Below are 24,047 nucleotides of genomic sequence, written 5' to 3'. Positions count from 1 at the left end.
GGGGAGACACTGAATTAAGAGATAGTCATTGTGCAAATAAGCGATCGCATGGATTTTTTTGACAATAACTTAGCTTGTTTCTAGACAAAAACAAATAATCAGGTAACTAAAATGGCGAAAGAAATAGAGCGGAAATTTTTAGTGAAAGGAGATAGCTGGAGAGGATTAGTTGAAGGTAGTGTATATCGTCAAGGATACATTGCCACACAAGACAAAGTGGCTGTACGCATACGTATAGTAGGGGAAAAGAGTTATTTGACTATTAAAGGCCCCAGTATAAAATATTCTAGATTAGAGTTTGAGTATCCTATTCCTGTTGAAGATGCTCAAGAAATGCTTGAGGCATTATGTGAACGTCCCTTTATAGAAAAAATCAGATATAAAATTCAATCGGGTGGTTTGATTTGGGAAATAGATGAGTTTGATGGTGTTAATAAAGGATTAATCTTGGCAGAAGTTGAACTGACTGATGAAAATCAAGAAATTGAACTACCAAGTTGGATTGGACAAGAAGTTTCTCATGATTCCAGATATTTCAACAGCAATTTAGTAAAACACCCTTTTTCACAATGGTAATGGCGAAAATATTGGGAACATCCTAATTTGGACAGCAAACTGCTGGTCAATTTTTCGGCATCGACTACAGTCAAAGTCACCCTTGTTAAGGCAATACAGTTCAGTTAAGCATTTCTTTATTCTCTCAGTGCCCTCTGTGTCTCTGTGGTTCATAAAAAAATTGACTTTGGCAAAGAGTTTTAGCCTTAACTGAACCGTATTGAAGGCAATACTTGTCGGGTTTTGGGGGAAAGAGACTCATGTTAAAGGGGAAAAACCTTATATATTAAGCCTTTCAGTCCTTTTCCTTTTTAGCGAACAGTACTGAGCGCCAAGGGAGTCTCCACCATGAGCAGGTGGCATGGATTTAGAGGCATCTAGAACTTTTGATACCCATAATGAGACTTTTAAAACATCCCATAACGCATTCGACGCAGAATCTGTTGTTTTAACCATTGAGGACAAAAATTATACTTGTTCTTTATTTTTTTTAGAAAGTTTTCGCCACAGACTTAACTCTCTGAATGAGTAATATTAATAAATTTTAATAGACTCTTGTTTTTTAGCGCAATTTATGTAAGTCTCATAAGTACATACTACTTTAAATTGGTCGAGTTTTAGTAGTATATTCAGTAAATTATCTGAGTTAGCCAATAAACTCAAAATTTAGTGCCAAATAAACTTTTAGCCTCTATTACCTGACTTTTCCACATAACGTGAAAAGTCCACCAAAAACCTAACCCTCTTCCCGACGCGGGAAGCAGGAAAATTCAAAATCTCTATCCTAAAAGGAGAGAGGTTTTCCAGATGCCCTGAAAAGTCAGGAGTGTTAATGAGTTAATTACCCTAAATTAATTTTTTTTGAGGTTGGGGTTTCCAATCTCAAAAAAGGTCTTTTATGAATAAAACTGTCAAGGAACTCACAATCAATTTAGTGGCATTAAATATAGTTTTATTAAGCACACTCGGTCTTTTCTGGAAAATCTTAAATCGGTGAAGGAGTCCAATTAGGTCGAGAAAAGGAACCCAAAACTCAGAAGCTAAACAAGCTACTTAACTATCCACAAGTGAAAAATTTTATTAAAAAACAATATTAGGGACAAATAGTACGTGTATTTTAAATGCAAATGAAAGATGAGAATTTATTGCTTCGTCTTTCAGAAATTAGGACTTACTAAACTTAAGCTGTAACATTACTGGAGAGTAAACTTATGTTTTCTGGACAAATTGAAAGAGAATGTTTATATGGAGAAAATTGGACAATTTCGCAAAAAACTAAATTACCAGATAATCTACAGTTATTAGTGGATCAAGAAGAAGTAGGATGTGATATCTGGGAATTGCAGAGGCAAGAGTCTGATGATAAGCCGATTTATCAAAATCTTAATCAGGCTTCTGCTGCGCCACTTCGAAAATAAACCACCAATTCAACATCAACGAAACACTTCCGATATAAAAATTCCGCCTTCTTTGCGCGTCTCATAGATCGTTATTCAAGAAGTAATTAAGCGACTATTCTATATTTTGGTGCATCATAATGAGTTCTAAAGAGCATACTGCTCTGACCACTGATAAGAATTCGCTGACGCAACGAAGTACCGTTGTAACTTTAGCAAAGACGCGATCGCATTTTTGCAACCTCTCCAAGAGAAGCATCTCGAAGAGAAGCGGCTTGTCGTAAGATTAGCAGTGGCTAATGTCTACTACAATCAGCCGCTACTGGCTGATATGGAGCGTAGCTTAAGCAGGTAGGATTTATAAGTCTTGTGCAACTCCTTCGTGAACCGCCTGTATTACGAGAAACAGTGTTGAACATTGCACTAATATTTGCAGCCTTTCATGCTACCTGGGTTACTCTACTTTTTCTACTAGAATCTCCTCCGTATAATATCTCCAGCTATTTCATGCAAAATTGAGTTCATCCTGTAAATCTCCCCAATTTGTTTTACCTAGCAAGAGAAGGAATCAATAATTAATGGCACATCTGTTTGAACCATTCAAGATTCGTGAAGTTACCTTCCGCAACCGCATTGCTGTTTCACCCATGTGTCAATATTCCAGTACGAATGGATATGCTAATGATTGGCACGTTATTCATTTAGCTTCTCGTGCAGTAGGCGGTGCGGGTATAGTGTTCACAGAAGCAGCAGCTATAGAACCGCGTGGACGCATTAGCCCACAAGATTTGGGAATCTGGTCAGATGCACATATAGAAACTTTAGCCAAAACTGTGGCATTGATTCATAACTTTGGCGCTGTTGCAGGGATTCAACTTGCTCATGCAGGTAGAAAGGCCAGCACTGCCAAACCCAGTAAGGGAGGAAAAGCGCTGGATGAATCTCAGGAAGGTTGGCGGCCCTTAGTTTCGAGTAGTGCGATCGCTTTTAGCCAAGATAGTCCAATTCCAGAAGCCCTAAGTCTTGAGGGAATTCAGGAAGTTATTGATGCCTTTGTCCAAGGTACTAAACGTTCTCTGCAAGCTGGTTTTAAGATAGTGGAAATCCATGCTGCTCACGGTTATCTACTCCACCAGTTTCTCTCACCCCTGGCTAACCAACGGCAAGATGATTATGGTGGTAGCTTTGAAAACCGGATTCGTCTGCTCATAGAAGTTGTTCAAGCAGTTCGAGAGGTTTGGCCCCAGACAAATCCACTCTGGGTACGTATTTCTGCTACCGATTGGGTAGATGGGGGTTGGGACATTGAGCAAAGTATCGCTTTAAGTGACAAACTTAAGTCTCTAGGGGTTGATCTCATTGATACTTCATCAGGGGGGATTATACCGGGTGTCAAGATCCCAATTCAACCTGGTTATCAGACTCAGTTTGCCGAACGCATCCGCCGCGAAGCCAATATCCATACAGGAGCCGTAGGGTTAATTACAGCCCCTGAACACGCTGACGAGATTATTCGCACAGAAGTAGCCGATATAGTGTTGTTAGGACGTGAACTACTCCGCAATCCTTACTGGCCGCATCTGGCAGCTAAACAGTTAGGACACGATAAACTCTGGCCTGTTCAATACGATCGAGCTTGGCTATGATGTCGCCTGTACTTAATTTACTATTTGGCGCTAGGGGAAATTTATAAATTGCCCCTAGCTGAAAATTAGGGCTTGAGACGCTGCGCTTAGCTTGCTTCCACGGAGTGGTACGCTATCTGCTTTTTCGTACAAAATTCATTCTGACTCCTGAATTCTGTTCGATAATTAGAAATTAATTTATAAGCCTTCTTTGGCAAGTTGGGCTTTTGCCTGTTGCCACAAATTTTCTAACTCATCCAAACTGTAATCAGAAAGGGGGCGAGCGACAACTGCCTCCATTTTTTCTAATCGCTGGACAAATCGCTGATTTGTACCTTGCAAACCAGCGCTAGGGTCAAGATTATGCCAACGGGCTAGCTGAATAACTGCAAAAAGTAAATCGCCTAATTCTGCTTGTTGTCGCGCTGGTGTTTCCTCAGCTAAAGCCTGTTGAAATTCACCCAATTCTTCATGAAACTTATCCCAAACGCCCTGAATATTTTCCCATTCAAAGCCAATGGCAGCAGCTTTTTGAGAAATCTTCATCGCTGCTGTCAATGGGGGAAGGGTACGCCCATAACGACCGAGTTTAGCACTAAGTTTTTGCGCGTCTGGGGATGGTTCGCCTTTTTCCTGCGCTTTGATTTGTTCCCAATTTTGCCGCACTTCATCCACACTGGCTACTGACACATCACCAAACACATGAGGATGACGGCGAATCAACTTTTGGGAAATCCCCTGAGTTATTTCTTTGAGAGAAAATTGTCCAGATTCGCTAGCGATTTGGGCTTGCAATACCACCTGTAATAATAAATCGCCTAATTCTTCGGCGATCGCTTTCTGATCCCCACTCTTAATTGCATCCACCACCTCATAAGCTTCTTCAATCACATAAGGCGTAAGCGTTTCAGCAGTTTGCGCCAAATCCCACGGACAACCACCATCAGGCGATCGCAATTTCGCCACCACCTCAATCAATTCCTGCAAAGCTGCCAAAGTCTCAACTTTGTCATTTGTCATTTGTCATTTGTCCTTTGTCGTTCTGCCGTTGCTTTTTCTGGTAACTGTAGCTCGACGAGTACCGCGACTTGTAACTTTCCGCTTCTTCATTTTGCCACTAGGAAGCAACCCCCGAACCCCCTGCTTTCGCACACGCTTGTATGCCGAACCACTCCAATCGCTCAGAGAATGGCTCATTGCACCAAGTTCCAACCCTAAAAACAGGGCGATATATTCAGTATCATATTGCAGGAGCGATCGCCCCACAGTTTGTCCCAAATCTTGCCAAGTAAAACTTAGATTCCATAATCTTTGGGCAATTGCCAAAACCAAAATTGCCAAGATAGCTAGCAAACACCCTAGATAAAGTATCCGCAGAATCGTGCCAATAATCGGCCCGTGGGATAAAAAAGAACGATGCCGCAGACTTTTTTGATAAGGTAGCCAAATCCAGCGCAAGAAACCCCAACGTTGAAATTGCACAGAGTAAATATCCAAATCGGGGCCAAACATCAGCCCTCCAAATAGAAACCCACCTGCAACCAACAAAGTTGCATTGCTACTGCGAGTCTGCCAGAAAGTAATGCCCGCCACCAACGGCAGAGCATACATAGTAATGCGATCGTGCGTCCGACCAGAGGGCATCCTGAATCCTGTTAGCGATAGCGGGGCGTTTAGCCGTGCTGAGTAACTTAATACTGAGCCAGTATAAGAGAAAAAAAGATTTTCCCAAAACTACTAGCGCAATGCAAAATCCTCTGCTATATTAGTTAAGGATTGGTCAAGCGGGCGGTTAGCTCAGTTGGTAGAGCGCCTGCCTTACAAGCAGGATGTCATCAGTTCGAGTCTGGTACTGCCCATTAATTAAATAAAGGCTAGAGACAGCTTAGATGCAGTTTCTAGCCTTTTTTAAAAGATTCACAATTCTTAATTAGCTAGCTACTATTAACCCATCTTGCATATCTTCAGAATAGAGAGTACTTGCTCTTGCAGATAGGGTTAGGTCTGTATTGGACTTATGGGACTTCCAGAAAATAAATTATCCAGTAGTTACGGAGTTAAGCCTAATGCGCCGCCTACAGATAACAGGTGCGTTACGCTGTCGCGCTAAAACACCTTACTGGAATGTCCTTAATTCCTAATTCCCAGTCAAAATGCCTAATGAAATTTGGTTATCACAATTGCAAAAACATCGTGCGATCGCAGTTATCCGCGCCCCTAAACTTGAAGTGGGACAGGAAATGGCAATGGCTGTAGCATCTGGGGGAATGCAGCTGATTGAGATTACCTGGAATAGCGATCGCGCTGGAGAATTAATCAGTCAACTACGCTCAGAATTACCCACTTATACTATCGGCACAGGTACGTTATTCAATGTGCAACAGCTACAAGAAGCGATCGCATCTGGGGCCCAATTCCTCTTCACACCCCATGTTGACTCAGCAATGATTCAAGCAGCACAAGAAAAAGATATACCTATCATCCCAGGAGCGTTGACTCCTACAGAAATTGTTACCGCTTGGAGTCAGGGCGCTAGTTGTGTAAAAGTGTTTCCCGTACAAGCATTGGGAGGGGCTGATTACATTAAAAGTTTGCAAGGGCCACTAAGTCAGATTCCCTTAATTCCTACAGGCGGTGTCACTCTGGAAAATGCTAAAGAATTTTTGCAAGCCGGAGCGATCGCTGTCGGTTTGAGCGGTGAATTATTTCCCAAAAAGCTTGTCACAGAGGGAAATTGGCAAGCGATCGCATCTAGGGCAAAAAACCTCATACAACAGTTAGGTTAAATTAGAATCAAATCATCAAAAATTCACGTCTATTAAAGTAATAGATAGGGAATAAAAGTGAAACCTGATAAGTTTCTCAAGACTTCATGATTTGAGTGTGAGTGTATCTAAAATGAAAAAACTGATTTATCCTGACTGGGTGCATCGCTTAAAAATACTGCTTACTGGTACAGCACTGTCTTTAAGTGTTTTTACTACTACTGGAACGAGTGAAGTTTGGGCAAATTCCAAAGATCAAGTAATTGCCCAAAAAATCCAGACATTACAACAATCAGAGCAACGCTGGATTCAAATTGACCTTTCAAAGCAACGATTAATAGCTTGGGAAGGTGACAGAGTGGTTTATGGAAGTGCTATTTCCTCGGGAAAAAAAGCAACTCCCACTCTTGTTGGTACATTTAAAATTCAATCCAAATTCAAAACTACACGGATGCGGGGAGAAAATTACAATGTTCCTAACGTTCCTCATGCGATGTTTTATCAAGGGAATTACGGTATTCACGGGGCTTACTGGCATAAAAGGTTTGGCACGCCAGTGAGCCACGGCTGCGTGAATCTTGCACCTAAACACGCTAAATGGCTATTTGAGTGGGCATCGGTAGGGACACCAGTAGTCATCCAAAAATAGTAGGTGAAGCAGTCAGAAGGCAATTTAGGTAAAATCATAAATAACAACAAATCAAGACAATTAAGTGATTCCCAGCAAGATTTTATGCTGGGAATCTTCGGAGTCGGAATTACTGAATTTGAAATAAAATATATAAGAGGGTATTCAGACCAATTTTGGATTTTAGATTTGGTATTTAGGACTAAAAGTCCTTTCCTAAATTTGGTATTATCCAGTTTGCCCCAAAGAAATAAGCGTAAATCCTGACAATTACTGTGTGAAACTACAAATGCAAATATTAATGCGGGGAAAATTTGCATTGACGCATTTAAATTACAGATTTTTATTGTAAAAGTTGTTATTAGTCATTAATGAATGACAAATGACCAATGACTAATTAAATGCGGATTAGTTTAAAACTGGTTTGGAAAAGCATTAGCGGATGAATTGCGTAAATCCTTCACAGCAAATTAGTAATCACCCTGGAAATTTGTAGTTTCCAGAAAATTACTTCACTTCATAATTTTTGCGTACTTTAGAAGGTGAGGCATAATGCAATCCTGGATTCGTAGTGGTGGAATTCGTTTTTCCAAAACTTTTTGTACAGGCGTAGCGCTGATGGTAGTGGCTTTATTTTCTTGGTCAGCACCGTTAGCAGGCGTTCCCGCTTCGGGTTGCTGTAAGCATCGCCACTCTGATACAGCGATCGGTGCGTCAGTAGATGAAAATGGCATCACTGAGTCTAATATCAGCCAAACATCCCAACCTCGCTTGATTGAAATTGACCTGTCAGAACAACGGTTACGTGCATGGGAAGGTAAAAAACTTGTTTATTCATACCGTATTTCTGGAGGGAAGCGATCGACTCCCACACCCATAGGTAGATTTCGGATTAATTCTAAGTATCGCACTCACCGGATGCGAGGCAGGGGCTACAATATTCCTGACGTTCCTTACACAATGTATTTTTACAGAGGCTACGCTATCCACGGTGCTTACTGGCATAATCGTTTTGGCACTCCAGTCAGCCACGGTTGCGTAAATTTACCTGTTAAGCAAGCACGCAATGTTTACAATTGGGCTAGCTATGGGACTTTAGTAGTGGTGCATAAATAATTGTTAATTTGTAATTAAGAGTTGCAATTCTGCCTTTGATATATGGACGGGTGCGTTCACGAGTTAAGCACCTGTCTATACATATTGCTAAACTAAGAACACATCTTCGAAGTATTTAGGAGCTATGAGCTACCCAACTACTAAACTACTTACCCTGGATGAGTTTCTGAGGCTCCCAGAAACAAAGCCTGCAAGTGAATATATTAAGGGTGAGATTATTCCTAAGCCAATGCCGAAAGGGAAGCATAGTCGATTGCAGCTAAGACTCTGCAATACTATTAACGAAGTAGCAGAAAGCCAAAAAATTGCTTATGCATTTCCAGAGTTGCGTTGTAGCTTTGATATCCGCTCAATTGTCCCTGATGTAGCGGTTTTTAACTGGTCACGAATTCCATTTGATGTTGATGGGGAAGTTCCCAACGATTTTTTGTTGTGGCCAGATTGGACAATTGAAATACTCTCTCCAGAACAGAGTTCAAACCGAGTAATTGGCAACATTCTTTACTGCTTACAACATGGTTGCCGATTAGGGTGGTTAATTGATCCAACAGATCGCTCAATTTTAGTTTTCCGTTCGGGCCAACAACCAGTATTACTCCAGGGAGAAGATTTTTTGCCTGTATTACCAGAAATTCAACTTGCACTAACCGTCAATCAAGTTTTTGGATGGTTAAAGATGGATAGTTAGAAATAACTCGCCTGGAATGAAAAGGTGTGATAATCTAATTCTTAAATAAATTAATATCAATGTAAAAAAATTACCCTAATACCTTAGCCGTCTCCTGAGTAATTGCTTGTTTTCCACTCATAATTTGAGAAATAAGATTTACTGAACCGATAATTGCTACAAAGCCATTATGCATTTAGTTGGTGAGTAACTAAAAGCACTAAAAGCAGATTTTTAAGCTTATAATGATTATTCGTTATTCAGCTTACAAAATTTTTGAAAAAAGTACTTAGCGCGATTGCACTCGTTGCGTGTTTGGGTTTGGGATTAGCATATCCTGCAACAGCTAACCAGCAAGAACCGAAACAAAACCAACGTCCACCAGAATTAGATAAACCAGGTGAAGTTGAAACTAAATCAAAATCCGCGCCTAACTATTTGTATCCTGATAACAGCAGCAAAACTGAGGCACAATTAATTAAGAAAGAAAATGCTATTGGTAAACTCAAGAAGGATCTAAGGCTTAAACAAATCAAGTTAGCGAAATACTCAGAGTATCTAGAAAATAAAAAGCAACGTGGTGGCGATATTATCGAAAATCTACAAGTTCACCCAAAACGTTTAGTATGGATAGCTGAAATAGATGCACCATTAGGTATAAATATGCCACGAAAAAACGGGCAGTATTTTAAATCCAAAAAGTCATCAATAACTATCGTTGTTGACGCAGAAACAGGACAAAGGTTTGACACGGATATTGTAGAAACGGCTTAGTTGACACATCCTAAACAACAACCTCCACTGATTGTCTCCAGTAGGGGTTGTTTTATATGTAGCGGTTAATTTAGAGGGTGTGGCGTTCGAGTATGTGTAGTAGCTAAGGAAGCGATCACCTCTGCTGATTTGCCGTATATTAGGCGTAGCTGTGAGCCTATATCTAACTCAACTGTGCCACAAGTTGATTTTCCAAAAGCGTGTCATTCGTTAATAAATCTTCAACGGTGATTCGCAAAAAGCGTTGCTCATCAACTTGAAAGAGAATTTTGATGCGATCGCTTCCAGGATATCCAGGTGGTGTCAGTTGGGCAATTGTCCTCGCACCTTCTTGATCGTTGAGAGGCTTGACGCTGGTTTCAGTATTTTCCATACGGCGAGTAATTAAGCGATCGCCATCAAAATAAACTTCGGTACTACCCGTATCTGCTCCCAATTCTCCCATAATTAGTTCAATGCTGGGTTGATTTTCCAAAGAAGCGCCTAAGACTAATTCCACTGGCTGACTCATTGGATATGCTTGTCCAGCTTTAATTAAAGAATGCCATTTGTGGCGCTGATTGCGGCGATCCCAGTAGCGGATACCATAACTATGATACAGAAAGTCTTTGATTTGTATACCTTGAGCTAACTGTAATGCACCTTGAGCGATCGCTTCAAATGGACGTTCGCAACGGATTTTTTCTGGCTCAAAATACTGTTTTATCCATGTCTGCACTGCTGTTAATTGCACTGTTCCCCCAACTAACAAAACGGCATTAATATCAGGAAGTTCTATCCCTTGGCGCTTTGCTTGCTGCAACAGTGTCGTCATCGACTCATCCAATAACTCAAAAAATGCGTGTTCTTTGAGGATATTATCGAAAGTGTCGCGGTTTAATTCCAATTCATAACTTTCAAATGTTTCATCATCAAAATAAACTTCACTAGCTTGGTTTTGGGTTGATAGCTGAATTTTTACTCGTTCTGCCAATCGTGTTGTCAAGGGACTTACCGCCAACTCTTGAGTTTTGGCAAAGTAATCTACCAACCAATTATCAATATCAGTACCACCCAGATTTTGCCCAGCTTTCGCCAGGACACGGGCTGTTTTAACTTTTTGTTTTGAATTTTCAGCCAGAGACTTATTACCCCACTTGAGGAGAAATCCCAACGGCTTTGTAGTTGCTTGCACGCCTTGATCCAACCGGACAAGGGACAAATCTAAAGTTCCACCGCCGAAGTCAATTACCAAAAGAATTTCTTGATCTGCCAAGCCATAACCCAAGGCGGCGGCTGTGGGTTCATCCAGCATCCGCACCTGTTCGACAGGAAGGGATTGACAAACTTTCCCCAGCCAGTGACGATAAGCTTCAAAACTGTCTACGGGTACAGTTAACACGAGAGAATCTAACCCACCTTGTAGGGGCGCTAGTTCTTCAATTACTTTGGTGAGGAACCATTGTCCTACTTGTTCAAAGGTGACAATTTGCCCATCTAATTCGGGTAAGAAACCTTGGATATCTGCACCAATACCCCGCTTGAAGCTGCGGAAAAATCGCGTTTCGCCTTTGAGGTCAAGACCGCGATCGCGTACTTGTTGCCCGACTAATACTTTATTTTTGGTTGCGTCTTCAACATAAACCAAGCTGGGAATCAGTGGCGGATTGAGACTTTGTTTAATTGATAAACCTGGTAGAGTCAGGGTTTCTGGCTGTTGGGTTACGGGGTTCCAACGAGCAATGACTGTGTTGCTAGTACCAAAATCGATTGCGATCGCCATATTTTATATTTATTATCTCGCACGAAGAGGCTAAAGCTGCTTTATCTGTGATTATTCTCTATAAGCCATCAACAATGCAATTGATAATCCAACGGTCGTTTGAGAAATTAAGGAGACGATGCCTGCGGCAGGAAGCTACGCAAAAAATGATTTGGCATATAATAAATCATTTTTTGCGTAGCTACAACCACTTTCACGACCTAACTCTTGTACAGACGCGATTAATCGCGTCTGTACTCCTAACTCAATCTTCATGCCTTAACTGCCATACTGCACCGCAAGCGGCCCCAGCCCCAGCTAACAATCCGGTACTCATTCCTTGGATAGTTTTTTGGATCGGATCTTGAGTTAGACAGTCGCTTGTAACTTTACTGTCTTCCAAACAGAGATTACTTTCTGCCCAAGCAGCAGTACCTCCCAAAATTACACCAGTTATACTACAGCAAACAACTAGCAGCAAAAGGCGTTGAGTTTTTCTAACCATAGATAGATGTGCTAAAGATTAGAGATAGTAATTTACTTTCAATTACTTTACACATACTTGCCAGCAAATGTCAGCTGGTTTCAAAAGCGAAACAGGTAAAAGTTGATTTTACCTTTATTAAGGATACAAATTGGATTGAATCAATCGCATAAATTATATTTTTACCTCTTCTGAGGCACTAATACTGGTATTTTATGGGCATCAGCTACGGATTTGGCATGTTGCCCAACAGTCAGAACCTTGAACTGACTGGATATAATTTCCAAACTTTTGTTCACTATTGCCAGCTTCTTGTAGGTGGGGAGACTCATTCCAGGGAAGAATGATAACTCTGGCACATCCTCTTGACTTACAAAGTCTGTAGGATGGAATAGCAAAGAAGGCTGCACACGTGTAAGTTTACACAGCCATAAGGCAATTCGGAGATATAGTAAGGCAGCTTCAGAAGAAAATGTACTTATATACATTATGTAACTGAAGTGAATTGGCACCTTGAAAATTGGCATGGTGGTAACGGGAATTTCAGTCAATTTATCCTTACCCATCTTCCACTGGTAAGGTTTTAAAGGCTGCAAACCGTCTTTGAAACCGCCAAACAAGGCTTCGCGTTTCTTGCGTTCTTCCTTGCTCAGTTTACAGGTCATTAAATAATAAGCTCGTGCTATGGGCCCCAAAAACGTGGGAAAAGTTGAAGCATCATATTCGTATCCCCGTCGTGCTAGGACTTTCAATACCGCAGGCGAAAAACTGTATCCAGGCCCCCGAAAACCGATAGGATGTTGATGAGTAACGCGCTTGATATGTTGTTCGGCCAACGCCACTTCTTGTTCAATTTCATCCTCTGAATATAGATGTAGCCAAGGATCGTGGTAAAATGAATGATTACCTATTTCGTGACCAGCGTTAGCGATCGCTTGTAATGCCTTGGTATTCTTTTCCAGGGCGGCATCCTGACCCACAATGAAGACCGTGATTGTCACATTCCACTGCTGAAAAATATCTAAGAAACGAGGGACTGCAATATCTAAGTAAGAGGGAAAAGTCTCCCAACCAGGAGCGCCCTGATTTTTTAGAAAAGACCAAACATTATCCAAGTCTAAAGAAAGACTGGCTATTGGTTTGTTTCCTCGTTGCTTCGTTTTCATTATAAGTTTAAGTATTTGGATAATTTTAAGCGTAAATTAAGTTTTAGGAAAACAGATTTAATAACCTGCAACTTTATTCCTTAGAAGTGACTACGACGCGCTATTAGACATCGTACCAGCTACAGAGATTATAAATTAGATCAGCATATTTTCTAGATTATGATGCTCAATTTATATCATTACTTTCAATAAAAAGCGATTATACAAAAAATTTTAAACATCTTACTAGATATTGATTTGCTGTTTTTGAGTGAAACACATTGCAATTCCCTTTTCGTAGTAAGCTGCCTCATTAATAAAAATCGGCCAAACGGTAGATTCATCCTCATAAACAATTGTTTTATCATCAAAGGTTATAAATATTGGATCTCCTGGGTTCAAGGCTTGGTAATCCTTGTCCTGAAGCTCTGGATGAATCATCGCAAAGATTTTCCCATCCTGTTGTTTTGGATAGTCCACAACTGATAAATGGTCATAGAGAATCAACGTTTCATTAGTTGATGAAATTTTACCTTCATTAAACTGTTCTAGATAGTCGAGAACCGCATAAACAAGTTCTTCTGTTTGTTGGAACAACGTCGCTTTTAATATACCCTGGGCAATAGGACCAACCTCGATCGCAAAGCCTAATTCGCACAGGGAATTTACAAATGGATTTTCTGCAATTGATTTAAAAGAGCAGCGATAAATCCTCACCAAAGGGCTAATCTGACTGAGATAAGCAGCCAATTGCAAGTTTAATGGATGACTGTTTACCAAAATAATTGTCAGACCCATGTTAGCAGTACTGCTGTGTAAGTCTAAGATAAAATCTGCTTGTTTATTTCTGTTTGATCCTAGAGTGTTTTGAATTGATTTAGCTTGCAATTCTTCGTAACTGTTAAGAGTTGGATCTTGTAAATCTTGCTGAAGAAAACAGCGATTTAAATCCTTCTCTACATATCGCCTCCCGGCGGCAAAAGCGTTAGGATTTGCTAGCAAAGTAATTGTCTCAAAACTTTGTCTAGTAATCAAGTCGGGAAATTGAGCAAATTTTTGGATTAAATAGGCCCCAGTAAACTCATTGCCATGAGTTCCACCAACAATTGCAACTCGATTAATCTGGTTCACAATTACACCAACTCCAGACGTGCAGCCATCGAGGTATCAGTTCTCAATGTACATTATGAAGCATTCAGTGTGCCGATGCGATCGCGCCCCGATGGTTCATAAAGATAAGACATATCAGGCCCATCAGGAATAATCCCACCGGGGTTGAGTGGGAAGAGGTTCCCGTAGTAGTCTCGCTTCACACTCTCGACATCGCAGGTATCAGCTACACCGGGAAGCTGATATAAATCGCGTAAGTAAGCTCCTAAGTTGTGATAGTCTCGAATTCGCTGTCTATTACACTTAAACAACCCGTAGTAGGCACTATCAAACCTAAACAACGTCGTGAATAAACGGACATCTGCAAGCGTGAGATTGTCTCCACACAGATATCGACTAGTTTGCAATGCAATGTCAATCTCATCGAGAGTCGCAAACAGTTCATTACAGGCTTGATTGTATGCTTCTTGGGTTTGGGCAAAACCGCAGCGATACACACCGTTATTTACCGCGTGATAAATTTTCTCATTCCACCAGTCAATTTTCTCTTTAAGTGCTTCTGGGTAAAGATTCAGTGTGGGATTGTTGGCGAACTCGTTAAATTCCGAGTTCAGCATGACGATAATCTCTGAACTCTCATTATTAACAATAGTTTTTGTTTGGTTGTCCCATAAAATTGGAACTGTTGAGCGTCCACTGTAACCAGGTTCTGCCAGTTGATAAAATTCAGCTAGTGTACGACAACCTTCTTCTTCTTCGTTGAATATCCAACCGCCTTCAATGGGAGAAGGAGAGACAATACATACTGATATTACCGCTTCGAGTTTTTTGAGCGATCGCACAACCAGGGTTCGATGCGCCCAAGGACAACCCAACCCAACATATAGTTTGTAGCGTCCTGCTGCTGGTGGGTGTGGATTTCCTTCTTCTGTACCAATGAACTTGCGAAACTGGCTATTAGGACGAATATATGCTCCCGACTGATTACTAGGAGCAAGCTTTGACATCATTATCTGCCACATAGTCGTCCAGACAAACTTTCCCAGCCAGATGATGAGCTTCGGAGGGAGTGTCCTGCCCTTTTTCTTAGGGAGATTTTTTTCGTCATCCATCGGAGTCGAGTTGCTCATGGTGACAATCTTGCTTTGGGAATTCTTACAAGCTAATCGTATCAAACTTGCGATCGCTTTGCTACATCTATAACCAAGGAGGTATTGCTTTTCTAAAAGACTGCTTACTTTCCAAACTTTAATATCTGTATCTGCTGTAAGAAATTGCCAATTAATTGACTAAAAGGCTTAATGAGGATTTAGCGATATTTTGATTTTTTACCTAACGTACCTTGTATCACATCAAAGCATAAATTTCAAGTTTAATCTTAAGAAGTAATAGTATTTAAAATCTAGTCATAAATTATTTACGCTGACTTAACTTAATCTCTGACAGATGCCTTTTCTCTAAGAAACGCATCAAATGTAAACCTATCGGGTAGTGAAGTTTGTGCGCCTGATTTTGCCGTCGCTAAAGCACCTGCTGCTGCACCCCAAACAACTGCTTGATGTAAAGAAAGTCCTGCAAAAAGTGCCGCCGTTAAGCCACCATTAAAAGCATCGCCAGCTGCTACTGTGTCAACTGCATGAACCAGAAACGCGGGGACAAAAAACTTTTCCTCAGGAGTGGCACAAAAAACACCTTTAGCACCCAGTTTAACGATCGCACATTTCACACCCCGTTGTAATAAAACTTCGGCTGCTTTTGCCGCTTGTTCTTCTCCATCTACAGGAAAACCCACTAGCTGCGAGGCTTCAACTTCATTCGGTGTAATAATGTCCACTAAGGGGTAAAGTTCATCTGGGAAATCAGATTGTGCGGGTGCTGGATCGAGAATTACCCTGATTTTGCTTTTTTTTGCTGCTTTAGCGGCTGCAACCACCGCAGTAATCGGAATTTCTAATTGTAAAAGTAGTGCTGTCGCTTCTGGTAATAACTGCGACAATCGTTCTACATCGTCTTGATTTACACGCCCATTTGCACCAGGAATTACAATAATTTGATTTTCCCCAGCATGATTGACGGCGATAATAGCAACTCCAGAACTAACAGTTTCATCCACAAAAATATTATCAATCTGCACACCAGATGATTGCAAATTGTTGACAAGTTCCACACCAAAATCATCTGCACCGACACGCCCCACCATTTGGGTAGGAATTCCAAGTTTTGCTAATGCTACAGCTTGATTTGCTCCTTTACCTCCCGAAACTTTAAAAAATTTTTCTCCTAGCAACGTTTCTCCTGGGACTGGCAATCGGGGTGTTGTTGCTACCAAATCTATATTTATGCTGCCGAAGACGATAATACTCATTTTTGTTGATATTTTAAAGTCAATCTGTTATTTCATTTTAACTGTTACTTGATAACAATCATCCCAAAATACTTTGTAATAGCAACCAAACATTTAAACCTACGATAACAATAGCAACTAACCAAGCTAACGATTTCAACCATAAGGGATTTACAAACTCACCCATCAAGCGGCGATTACTCGTAAACATCACCAATGGAATCACTGCAAATGGTAACTGTAAGCTGAGGATAACTTGGCTGAAAACTATCAAACTGCTTGTACTATTCTCACCAAAAACAATGATAGTAATTAAGGCTGGAATGATTGCAAGTAGACGAGTTATTAAACGGCGTAACCAAGATGGAAAGCGAAATTGCAAAAAGCCTTCCATAACAATTTGTCCTGCCAAAGTTGCAGTTAGCGTTGAACTTTGTCCAGAAGCAAGTAAAGCAATGCCAAAAATAGCACTGGCAGCACTAACTCCTAACAATGGTGAAAGTAATTTATAAGCATCTTGAATTTCTGCCACATCCTGATTACCAGAAAAATGAAATGTTGCAGCAGACACAATTAAAATTGCTGAGTTGATAAATAGTGCTAAGGATAAAGCAAAAGTTGAATCAATTGTACCAAACTTAATTGCTTCCCATCTTTTTTCAGTATTAGGCTGCCAACTACGGGTTTGTACAATTGAGGAGTGTAAATATAAGTTGTGAGGCATCACTGTCGCCCCTAAAATACCAATAGCAATATAGAGCATTTCTGGATTGTATAAAATCTCTTTCTTGGGCACATATCCCAATAAAATACCCCCCATATCAGGGCGAGAAAATAGAATTTCAGCTGTAAAACAGATGCCTACTGTTCCTACCAGCATTATTACCAGGGCTTCTGTATAGCGAAAGCCTTTATGTTGCAGAAATAACAATAGCAGTACATCTAATGCTGTGATGCAAACACCCCATACTAAGGGAATACCGAATAAAAGTTGCAGTGCGATCGCACTTCCGAGTAGTTCTGCCAAATCACAAGCTGCGATCGCAATTTCACACAGTACCCATAAACAAAAGCTTACCCTTCGGCTGAAATAGTCCCGACAAGCTTGTGCTAAATCTCGCCCTGTAGCAACTCCCAAACGTACACATAGTGATTGGAGTAATATTGCCATCAGGTTCGACAGCAAAATCACTGTTAATAGAGTGTACCCAAACCTTGAACCCCCAGCGATGTCTGTTGCCCAATTTCCAGGATCAATGTATCCGACTGAAACCAGATACCCCGGCCCTGTATAAGCCATCATCTTGCGCCAAAAGCTGCTGCTGTTAGGAACTCCAATACTACGGTGAACCTCTGGTAAGCTAGGTTTATTTTCTGGGGGAGTCATTTACTTTGTCGTTAAATATTCTCATATTCTTTTCATAATCTCATGAAATATAGAATAAATATCAACCTTTAGGTGAGTATAGATCAATACATTTTGGTTATACCCATTCCATGCGATCCTGCGCCTTATTCATGTAGGGGCAATACTCTGCGGGTAATCCGTTGAAGAACTCGTAGAGTATGCTCCGCGTCTACATGAATTGCCTCTACAGGCTTATAGAGGCATCTTCAAACATAAATAATATCAGTCATTTAATTCCATCAATTCTTTTGTTTTCAAATCAGCTGCTACAGGCTGAGAACATTCTCGAATCTGAGGAGAGATAGAGCAAATCGCATCTGTTGTTGTTTCAAAACAATTTGATAAGCCAATTGTTTTTAACAACCCTGTTCGTTCTAATAGTTGTTTGACTTCGGGTTGTAAACCTGTGAGAATTAAGCGGCAATTGTGCCGTTCCAAGTCATGGTAAATATCTTCTAAAGCTACTAACCCAGTTGTGTCCATATTTGGTACAAAGCGCAACCGGAGAATTAAATACTTCACTTCCGGTTCATCGCGGAGGAAGGTAGCAAAGCGTTCAGCAGCACCAAAAAATACGGGGCCATCTACGCGATAAACTGCAATTTCCTTACCTAATTCCAGAGGAGTACCAGGGGGAAATACTTCGGTTTCAGGTATTTTAACTAGGCTTAAATCGCTCATCCGTTTGATGAACAATGCTCCGGCTGCAATCAATCCTACTTCTACAGCGAGAACTAAATCAAACAAAATTGTTACTAGCCAGGTGAGAATCATCACCGCAAAGTCGGAGTAGGTAGCACGCATCAATAAACCAATGGCTTCCCACTCAATCATCCGTACACTAACTACCATGAGAATGCCAGCTAGTGCTGCTAAGGGAATCTGTGCTGCTAGGGGTGCTAAAGTCAAAACAATAATGGCTAAAGCAACGCCGTGAATTACCCCAGATAGTCGGGTTTTGCCGCCAGAACGGACATTGACAGCAGTTCGAGCGATCGCACCTGTTGCGGGAATACCACCAAAAAATGGGATAATAATATTTGCCAATCCTTGACCAATTAATTCGCGATCGCTATTGTGTTTTTCGCTCACTGTCATCCCATCAGCCACTACCGCCGACAGTAACGATTCAATACTTCCCAGTGCAGCCAAAGCCAAAGCCGGATTAATCAGTTCTCGAATCACACTAAAATCATTCCAGTGGGGAATACCTTGAGGCATTGGTAAAGATTGTGGAATACTGCCAATTGTGGGTACATCCAGATGGAAATAAGTTGCTATCCCCGTTGCCAATACCAACCCCACTAAAGAACCCGGTATTGTCCTATTAATCCTGGGCCATAAAATGTTGGCTGCCATTACCACAATTGCTAACCCAACAGCAGCCCAATTTAGAGCTTCTACATGAGTTAAACTTTGCCAAAGTCCCGGCAAAAAGTGTTCACTACGTGGTATTTGTAAACCAAAGAAATTATTTAATTGACCGCAAAATATAATCACGGCAATCCCATTGGTAAAGCCTGCCGTCACTGGATAGGGAATAAACTTCACTAGCTGTCCAAGCTTGGCAACTCCCAAGGCAATCTGGATAATTCCAGCCATTACCCCAGCAATCCAAACTTTCTCAAGGCCGTACTTGGCGACAATTCCCACCAGAACCACAGCCATTGCACCTGTCGGCCCTGTAATCTGTACTGGCGAACCGCCAAAAATTGCCGCGACAATTCCCGCCACAATAGCGGTATAAAGTCCCGCTTTTGGTTCTACACCACTCGCTACTGCAAAGGCTAAAGCCAAAGGCAATGCTACCACTGCTGCTGTTAGTCCACCCGTCAAATCGCCACGCAGTCCACTAAACCAGCGATTCAGACGTAAAAGCTGTGGTTCTTCGAGGATATTAGAGATTGCCATATTCAGTTTTAACTCTTATAGACAATTTTTTGCTGCACATATAGATGTGATATGATATGCGGCAAATTAAGCATAATACCCAAAATCTTAAAAAGCCACGGGTAAAAGCCCCTTTATTATAGACATCTCGAAAAAAAGTCAAAATTATATTGTCATTAGTTTGTAGGGTGCAGTCTTGAAGAATCCACCCATTTTGGTTTTAGATGAAGCTACCTCAGAGGTGGATAAGATTTCGATCAATTCTATTCCTTTATAAAGGACTGGGTTTAAGTGCCTCATCAGTCTGTCTGAATTAAGTCTTCAATCTTCAGATTCAGGACTCAAGACTTTGTTATGTGGTAATATCAACTGCACGAAACCGCAAAAAGCCGTGGCTACTGGATTAAAATCTCATCGGGCATCAAGAAGGCGTAAACATTCAACGCAGCCTCTCCAGCGTTTGCTTGAGTATGGACATCAGTATCGTAAACAAATTTGGCTAGCGACTACTTATTCTATCCTCAATAAATTTTTCGACTTGGCACCACCCGGCTTAATTGGCGTGGCAGTGGATGTAGTCGTTAAACAGCAGGATTCTATAATTGCCCAGTTAGGGGTACGCGATGTTTTTCAACAATTTTTGATTATTTCCTTCCTGACTGTCATCATTTGGATACTAGAATCTGTTTTTGAATACGCCTACGCTCGACTTTGGCGAAATTTAGCTCAGAATATTCAGCATGACTTGCGTTTGGATGCCTATAAACATTTGCAAGAGTTGGAATTGGCTTATTTTGAAGAACGTAGCACTGGTGGTTTAATGTCTATCCTCAGTGATGATATTAACCAATTAGAGCGTTTTTTGGATGGAGGAGCAAATGATATTATTCAAGTTTCTGCAACTGTTCTAATTATTGGCGCTGCTTTCTTTATTTTGGCTCCTAGTGTAGCGTGGATGGCTTTGTCACCAATGCCATTTATCCTTTGGGGTTCTTTTGCTTACCAACGACTGCTTGCACCTCGCTACGCTGATGTCCGAGAAAAGGTAGGTTTCCTAAATTCGCGTTTGTCAAATAATATTAGTGGAATAACTACCATTAAAAGTTTCACGGCCGAAACTTATGAAGCCTCTCGTTTGGAATTAGATAGTGACGCTTATCGCCGCAGTAATGCCAAGGCGATTACTCTTTCTGCTGCTTTTGTACCGTTAATTCGGATGCTGATTTTGGTAGGTTTCACGGCATTACTATTATATGGTGGGATGGCAGCAGTTTCTGGACAAATGTCTGTAGGTACTTATAGCGTATTAGTGTTTTTAATCCAGCGATTGCTATGGCCTTTAACTAGATTAGGCGAAACTTTTGACCAATATCAACGGGCAATGGCTTCTACTAATCGAGTCATGAATTTGTTAGATACTCCTATCGCCATTCATACAGGTGATGTGGCGTTACCTGTGAATGAAGTGCGCGGTGAAGTGCAATTTAAAAATGTTTATTTTGCTTATAAAGATAGATTTCCAGTAATTAAAAATCTGTCTTTGGATATTCCGGCGGGGAAAACCATTGCAATTGTTGGTTCAACGGGTTCTGGCAAAAGCACTTTAGTCAAACTTTTGTTGCGGTTATACGAAGTGCAAACTGGAAGCATTACTCTCGATGGTATTGATTTGCAAAGTTTAAATTTGCAAGATTTACGGCGCTGTATTGGTTTGGTGAGTCAAGATGTCTTTCTATTTCATGGCACTGTAGCAGAGAATATTGCTTATGGTAGCTTTGAGACTACAGAGCAAGAGATTATCACGGCGGCGAAGATAGCCGAGGCGCACGAATTTATTATTAACTTGCCCCAACGTTATGAGACAATTGTGGGGGAAAGAGGACAAAAGTTATCTGGTGGACAAAGACAACGGATTGCGATCGCCCGCGCAGTCTTAAAGAATCCCCCCATTCTGATTTTAGATGAAGCTACCTCAGCAGTGGATAATGAGACAGAAGCGGCAATCCAGCGATCGCTAGAACGGATTACAGTAGATAGAACTACAATTGCGATCGCTCATCGTCTTTCCACTATCCGCAATGCCGATTGCATTTATGTCATGGAACATGGGAAATTAGTAGAGTCGGGAACCCATGAGCAATTGCTGGAGAAAGATGGAATTTATTCTAGCCTCTGGCGTGTACAGTCAGGTTTGAGATAAGTTTCGCCCATTGTTTTGTGTCTTCATTACGAATTATTTATGTTTTTTGGCAATAATCAACCAGAATCAGGTGATAACAAGTGGCGTGTCCAGTTGGATAGGTTTGTCAAAGCAAATCAGCAGGAATTAGCGGCGCTTTTTTGGGGATTGTGGTTAGCTAATGGTGACACTCAGGGTACTGTTGGTATTGATTTGCAACCAACGCCGCATTTTGTTTATTGTCCGAAAGAACAGATAGAGAATTTAAATATTAAAGTTGATAATCGGCTGCAAGAAATTTTGGGAATTGTTGAAAATCACAAACCGGAAATAGAAGTTGTGATGATTGGCATTGGTAAAGGTGAAATTAAGTTAATTCAGTTTGCACCGGAACCAGCACCACCGATTTGTTTTGAGCAAGCTGGGAAGGATGTAGATGGGTTATTAGATGTGCTGGAAGAGAGGATGAGGGAGGAGTTGAAGTTATAACTAACTAAGGCTTATTTATTTGTATAGCATGAGTTGTTTCTAATCTTTAGGCTTTTTAAAATGAGTCGTAATATTTCAGATATTATTCTCATTGGGCCAATTAGTACAGGTAAAAGCACACTTGGAAAACTCCTTGCTCATAAGTTAGGGATTCCGCAGTGTTCTATGGACGATGTACGATTGAATTATTATAAGGAAATAAACTATGATGAGGAACTAGCAAAATAAATAAGAGAAAAAGAAGGATTTCCAGGTATTTATCGTTATTGGAAACCCTTTGAAGCTTACGCGGTTGAAAGAGTACTTTCGGAATATAGCAGTTGTGTTATTGATTTTGGTGCAGGCCATTCTGTTTATGAAGATGACGATCTTTTCAGACGAGTGCAACAAGTTTTAGAGCCATATATAAATGTTGTGTTGATTCTTCCTTCTCCAGATTTAGAAGAATCTATCTAAATATTTAACGAACGTAATGGTGGGATTGTTAGTAATGGGTTTGATTTGAACGAGCATTTTGTTAAGCATCATTCAAATTATGATTTAGCAAAATTTGTTGTTTATACAAAGAGTAAATTACCTGAAGAAACACGCGATGAGATACTTAAAATTGTAAAACTTTAGAACTGATTACTTGTTTTCTAGTTTTAAGGTCTTTTTAGATGGGTTACAACTTTAGAAAACATCTTTAGATGCTACGCTATAATACCGCGATGAATATCTAATTTTATGTTTTTAACGCAAAGGGACGCGGAGGGAAGCGCAGAGGAACACAAAGGAAGATAATTTATCAATAAATGAATCAATGACTTCTTGCGTAGCCAGCAATTCTTCCTCGGAAGTTATGGGACGAGGAGGAAAAGATTGGAGTAATTTAATATACGTTTTAGTAACACGTGTTTCAGGGATCATTTTGCCAGATATCTGATAGTTTCAATCCCTAATAGAGATTTTTAATTATTATAACTTTCACGTGAGAGAAAATACTCTAATTGGGGAAACCTAACAAGCGTGACGTGTGTTAGGATACCCGCTTTATTTTGCCTTTCTGGGCTAAAACCAGAGGTTAGTCAAACTCCTGTGAGGTTTTATGAAAGAGATCAAAAATAAAATTACGAATAAATTAGAACGATTATTAGAACAATGGCTAGTACCTCGTCTGGTACGGTGGGGAGAATATCTAGAAACCAAAATTAGGCGCTACAAGCATCAAGAACTGAAGAGTCAATTAAAATTTTGTGGCTCAGGTTTACGATTTAAGCGAGATATTAAAATTGACCATCCACAAAATGTATCTCTGGGAAATAAAGTCTACATCGGCCCGGATGTCTTATTAGATGGACGTGGTGGAATTACAATTGGCGACAACACCACACTCGGATTTAATGTTATTATCCTCTCTGCAAATCACGACTATCAAAGTAATGATTTGCCTTATGAACATAATGTCTACATCCATAAACCTGTTGTCATCGGCCGCAATGTTTGGATTAGCGGAAATGTCCTAATTATTCCGGGAGTTACTATTGGAGATGGTGCAATTGTGGCGGCTGGTACGGTTGTAACTGCTAATGTTGAACCTTTAGCAATTGTTGGAAATCAACCGATGAGAACAATTAAATACCGCGATAAGGAACATTATGAACAACTTGCTAACAAGCAAGAAAATCAGGATATCTCGTAATTATTACACGATAGTAGGGTGGGCATTTTACCCAGATTTCTCACGATAC

At 40.6% G+C, this 24,047-nt stretch carries 21 protein-coding genes and 1 tRNA gene; 12 read left to right on the top strand and 10 right to left on the bottom strand.

Annotated elements, in window-relative coordinates:
• The first annotated feature begins 111 nt into the window (after positions 1-111).
• From GJB62_RS16560 to GJB62_RS16550, 3 genes are all read left to right on the top strand, one after another.
• Positions 112-576 carry a CYTH domain-containing protein gene (locus tag GJB62_RS16560; RefSeq protein ID WP_114081338.1) on the top strand — a complete coding sequence of 155 codons (465 nt, stop codon included), beginning with the start codon at positions 112-114 and terminating at the stop codon, positions 574-576.
• Between the two features lie 1,190 nt (positions 577-1,766).
• The gene (locus GJB62_RS16555; protein ID WP_114081339.1) at positions 1,767-1,973 is read left to right on the top strand and encodes a hypothetical protein; all 207 of its coding nucleotides are present in this window, start codon (positions 1,767-1,769) and stop codon (positions 1,971-1,973) included.
• A 557-nt stretch (positions 1,974-2,530) separates the two neighbouring features.
• Entirely contained in the window at positions 2,531-3,598 is a 1,068-nt protein-coding gene (locus tag GJB62_RS16550; RefSeq protein WP_114081340.1) for an NADH:flavin oxidoreductase/NADH oxidase, read from the top strand.
• A gap of 177 nt (positions 3,599-3,775) precedes the next feature.
• On the opposite strand, the gene mazG is transcribed toward GJB62_RS16550, so the two are convergent.
• On the bottom strand, positions 3,776-4,597 hold the full coding sequence (gene mazG, locus GJB62_RS16545) for a nucleoside triphosphate pyrophosphohydrolase (protein ID WP_114081341.1): 822 nt from the start codon (positions 4,595-4,597) through the stop codon (positions 3,776-3,778).
• 3 nt (positions 4,598-4,600) lie between these two features.
• Complete coding sequence (locus GJB62_RS16540; RefSeq protein ID WP_114081342.1) at positions 4,601-5,221, bottom strand: metal-binding protein; 621 nt, start codon at positions 5,219-5,221, stop codon at positions 4,601-4,603.
• A 142-nt stretch (positions 5,222-5,363) separates the two neighbouring features.
• Between GJB62_RS16540 and GJB62_RS16535 the strand changes: the two genes are divergently transcribed.
• The 6 genes from GJB62_RS16535 (at position 5,364) to GJB62_RS16510 (ending at position 9,527) form a co-directional block, all read left to right on the top strand.
• Positions 5,364-5,436 (top strand) — tRNA-Val (locus tag GJB62_RS16535).
• Between the two features lie 294 nt (positions 5,437-5,730).
• Positions 5,731-6,363, top strand: coding sequence for a bifunctional 4-hydroxy-2-oxoglutarate aldolase/2-dehydro-3-deoxy-phosphogluconate aldolase (locus GJB62_RS16530; protein WP_114081343.1), 633 nt, complete (start codon positions 5,731-5,733; stop codon positions 6,361-6,363).
• 112 nt (positions 6,364-6,475) lie between these two features.
• A complete protein-coding gene (locus tag GJB62_RS16525) occupies positions 6,476-6,991 on the top strand; it encodes a L,D-transpeptidase (RefSeq protein ID WP_114081344.1) in 516 nt (171 codons plus the stop codon).
• Between the two features lie 531 nt (positions 6,992-7,522).
• The gene (locus tag GJB62_RS16520) at positions 7,523-8,086 is read left to right on the top strand and encodes a L,D-transpeptidase (protein ID WP_114081346.1); all 564 of its coding nucleotides are present in this window, start codon (positions 7,523-7,525) and stop codon (positions 8,084-8,086) included.
• Between the two features lie 124 nt (positions 8,087-8,210).
• On the top strand, positions 8,211-8,774 hold the full coding sequence (locus GJB62_RS16515) for a Uma2 family endonuclease (protein WP_114081347.1): 564 nt from the start codon (positions 8,211-8,213) through the stop codon (positions 8,772-8,774).
• Positions 8,775-9,029: 255 nt separating this feature from the next.
• Positions 9,030-9,527 (top strand): hypothetical protein, encoded by a 498-nt coding sequence (locus GJB62_RS16510; RefSeq protein WP_114081348.1) that lies wholly within the window; start codon positions 9,030-9,032, stop codon positions 9,525-9,527.
• Positions 9,528-9,690: 163 nt separating this feature from the next.
• On the opposite strand, the gene GJB62_RS16505 is transcribed toward GJB62_RS16510, so the two are convergent.
• The 8 genes from GJB62_RS16505 to GJB62_RS16470 all read right to left on the bottom strand — a co-directional run bounded on the left by GJB62_RS16505 (position 9,691) and on the right by GJB62_RS16470 (position 19,670).
• The gene (locus GJB62_RS16505; RefSeq protein WP_114081349.1) at positions 9,691-11,289 is read right to left on the bottom strand and encodes an Hsp70 family protein; all 1,599 of its coding nucleotides are present in this window, start codon (positions 11,287-11,289) and stop codon (positions 9,691-9,693) included.
• A gap of 244 nt (positions 11,290-11,533) precedes the next feature.
• A complete protein-coding gene (locus GJB62_RS16500) occupies positions 11,534-11,773 on the bottom strand; it encodes a hypothetical protein (protein ID WP_114081350.1) in 240 nt (79 codons plus the stop codon).
• A 161-nt stretch (positions 11,774-11,934) separates the two neighbouring features.
• A complete protein-coding gene (locus tag GJB62_RS16495) occupies positions 11,935-12,918 on the bottom strand; it encodes a polysaccharide deacetylase family protein (protein WP_114081351.1) in 984 nt (327 codons plus the stop codon).
• Positions 12,919-13,143: 225 nt separating this feature from the next.
• The gene (locus tag GJB62_RS16490; RefSeq protein WP_114081352.1) at positions 13,144-14,028 is read right to left on the bottom strand and encodes an aspartoacylase; all 885 of its coding nucleotides are present in this window, start codon (positions 14,026-14,028) and stop codon (positions 13,144-13,146) included.
• Positions 14,029-14,081: 53 nt separating this feature from the next.
• A complete protein-coding gene (locus GJB62_RS16485; protein ID WP_114081353.1) occupies positions 14,082-15,137 on the bottom strand; it encodes a glutathione S-transferase family protein in 1,056 nt (351 codons plus the stop codon).
• Between the two features lie 302 nt (positions 15,138-15,439).
• Entirely contained in the window at positions 15,440-16,372 is a 933-nt protein-coding gene (gene rbsK / locus GJB62_RS16480) for a ribokinase (protein WP_114081354.1), read from the bottom strand.
• Positions 16,373-16,430: 58 nt separating this feature from the next.
• On the bottom strand, positions 16,431-17,738 hold the full coding sequence (locus GJB62_RS16475; protein ID WP_114081355.1) for an Nramp family divalent metal transporter: 1,308 nt from the start codon (positions 17,736-17,738) through the stop codon (positions 16,431-16,433).
• Between the two features lie 243 nt (positions 17,739-17,981).
• Positions 17,982-19,670: a SulP family inorganic anion transporter gene (locus tag GJB62_RS16470; protein ID WP_114081356.1), complete on the bottom strand. Its 1,689-nt coding sequence runs from the start codon at positions 19,668-19,670 to the stop codon at positions 17,982-17,984.
• A 370-nt stretch (positions 19,671-20,040) separates the two neighbouring features.
• On the opposite strand from GJB62_RS16470, the gene GJB62_RS16465 reads away from it, so the two are divergent.
• From GJB62_RS16465 to GJB62_RS16455, 3 genes are all read left to right on the top strand, one after another.
• Positions 20,041-21,849, top strand: coding sequence for an ABC transporter ATP-binding protein (locus tag GJB62_RS16465; RefSeq protein WP_114081357.1), 1,809 nt, complete (start codon positions 20,041-20,043; stop codon positions 21,847-21,849).
• 39 nt (positions 21,850-21,888) lie between these two features.
• Entirely contained in the window at positions 21,889-22,317 is a 429-nt protein-coding gene (locus GJB62_RS16460) for a hypothetical protein (protein WP_114081358.1), read from the top strand.
• 1,087 nt (positions 22,318-23,404) lie between these two features.
• The gene (locus GJB62_RS16455; RefSeq protein ID WP_114081359.1) at positions 23,405-23,998 is read left to right on the top strand and encodes an acyltransferase; all 594 of its coding nucleotides are present in this window, start codon (positions 23,405-23,407) and stop codon (positions 23,996-23,998) included.
• The last annotated feature ends 49 nt before the right edge of the window (positions 23,999-24,047 follow it).

Origin of the sequence: Nostoc sp. ATCC 53789 (assembly GCF_009873495.1) — a bacterium.
GTDB classification, from domain to species: domain Bacteria; phylum Cyanobacteriota; class Cyanobacteriia; order Cyanobacteriales; family Nostocaceae; genus Nostoc; species Nostoc muscorum_A.
The sequence above is the reverse complement of the archived record's forward strand: the minus strand, read 5'-3'. Positions and strand labels throughout refer to the sequence as shown.

Excerpts from the sequence above, each read along its gene's own strand:
- GJB62_RS16505 (WP_114081349.1), bottom strand. The coding sequence starts at position 11,289 with ATGGCGATCGCAATCGATTTTGGTACTAGCAACACAGTCATTGCTCGT.
- GJB62_RS16475 (WP_114081355.1), bottom strand. The coding sequence starts at position 17,738 with ATGACTCCCCCAGAAAATAAACCTAGCTTACCAGAGGTTCACCGTAGT.
- GJB62_RS16550 (WP_114081340.1), top strand. The coding sequence starts at position 2,531 with ATGGCACATCTGTTTGAACCATTCAAGATTCGTGAAGTTACCTTCCGC.
- GJB62_RS16500 (WP_114081350.1), bottom strand. The coding sequence starts at position 11,773 with ATGGTTAGAAAAACTCAACGCCTTTTGCTGCTAGTTGTTTGCTGTAGT.
- mazG (WP_114081341.1), bottom strand. The coding sequence starts at position 4,597 with ATGACAAATGACAAAGTTGAGACTTTGGCAGCTTTGCAGGAATTGATT.
- GJB62_RS16530 (WP_114081343.1), top strand. The coding sequence starts at position 5,731 with ATGCCTAATGAAATTTGGTTATCACAATTGCAAAAACATCGTGCGATC.
- GJB62_RS16455 (WP_114081359.1), top strand. The coding sequence starts at position 23,405 with ATGAAAGAGATCAAAAATAAAATTACGAATAAATTAGAACGATTATTA.
- GJB62_RS16560 (WP_114081338.1), top strand. The coding sequence starts at position 112 with ATGGCGAAAGAAATAGAGCGGAAATTTTTAGTGAAAGGAGATAGCTGG.
- GJB62_RS16540 (WP_114081342.1), bottom strand. The coding sequence starts at position 5,221 with ATGCCCTCTGGTCGGACGCACGATCGCATTACTATGTATGCTCTGCCG.
- GJB62_RS16525 (WP_114081344.1), top strand. The coding sequence starts at position 6,476 with ATGAAAAAACTGATTTATCCTGACTGGGTGCATCGCTTAAAAATACTG.
- GJB62_RS16520 (WP_114081346.1), top strand. The coding sequence starts at position 7,523 with ATGCAATCCTGGATTCGTAGTGGTGGAATTCGTTTTTCCAAAACTTTT.
- GJB62_RS16515 (WP_114081347.1), top strand. The coding sequence starts at position 8,211 with ATGAGCTACCCAACTACTAAACTACTTACCCTGGATGAGTTTCTGAGG.
- rbsK (WP_114081354.1), bottom strand. The coding sequence starts at position 16,372 with ATGAGTATTATCGTCTTCGGCAGCATAAATATAGATTTGGTAGCAACA.
- GJB62_RS16470 (WP_114081356.1), bottom strand. The coding sequence starts at position 19,670 with ATGGCAATCTCTAATATCCTCGAAGAACCACAGCTTTTACGTCTGAAT.
- GJB62_RS16555 (WP_114081339.1), top strand. The coding sequence starts at position 1,767 with ATGTTTTCTGGACAAATTGAAAGAGAATGTTTATATGGAGAAAATTGG.
- GJB62_RS16485 (WP_114081353.1), bottom strand. The coding sequence starts at position 15,137 with ATGAGCAACTCGACTCCGATGGATGACGAAAAAAATCTCCCTAAGAAA.
- GJB62_RS16495 (WP_114081351.1), bottom strand. The coding sequence starts at position 12,918 with ATGAAAACGAAGCAACGAGGAAACAAACCAATAGCCAGTCTTTCTTTA.
- GJB62_RS16460 (WP_114081358.1), top strand. The coding sequence starts at position 21,889 with ATGTTTTTTGGCAATAATCAACCAGAATCAGGTGATAACAAGTGGCGT.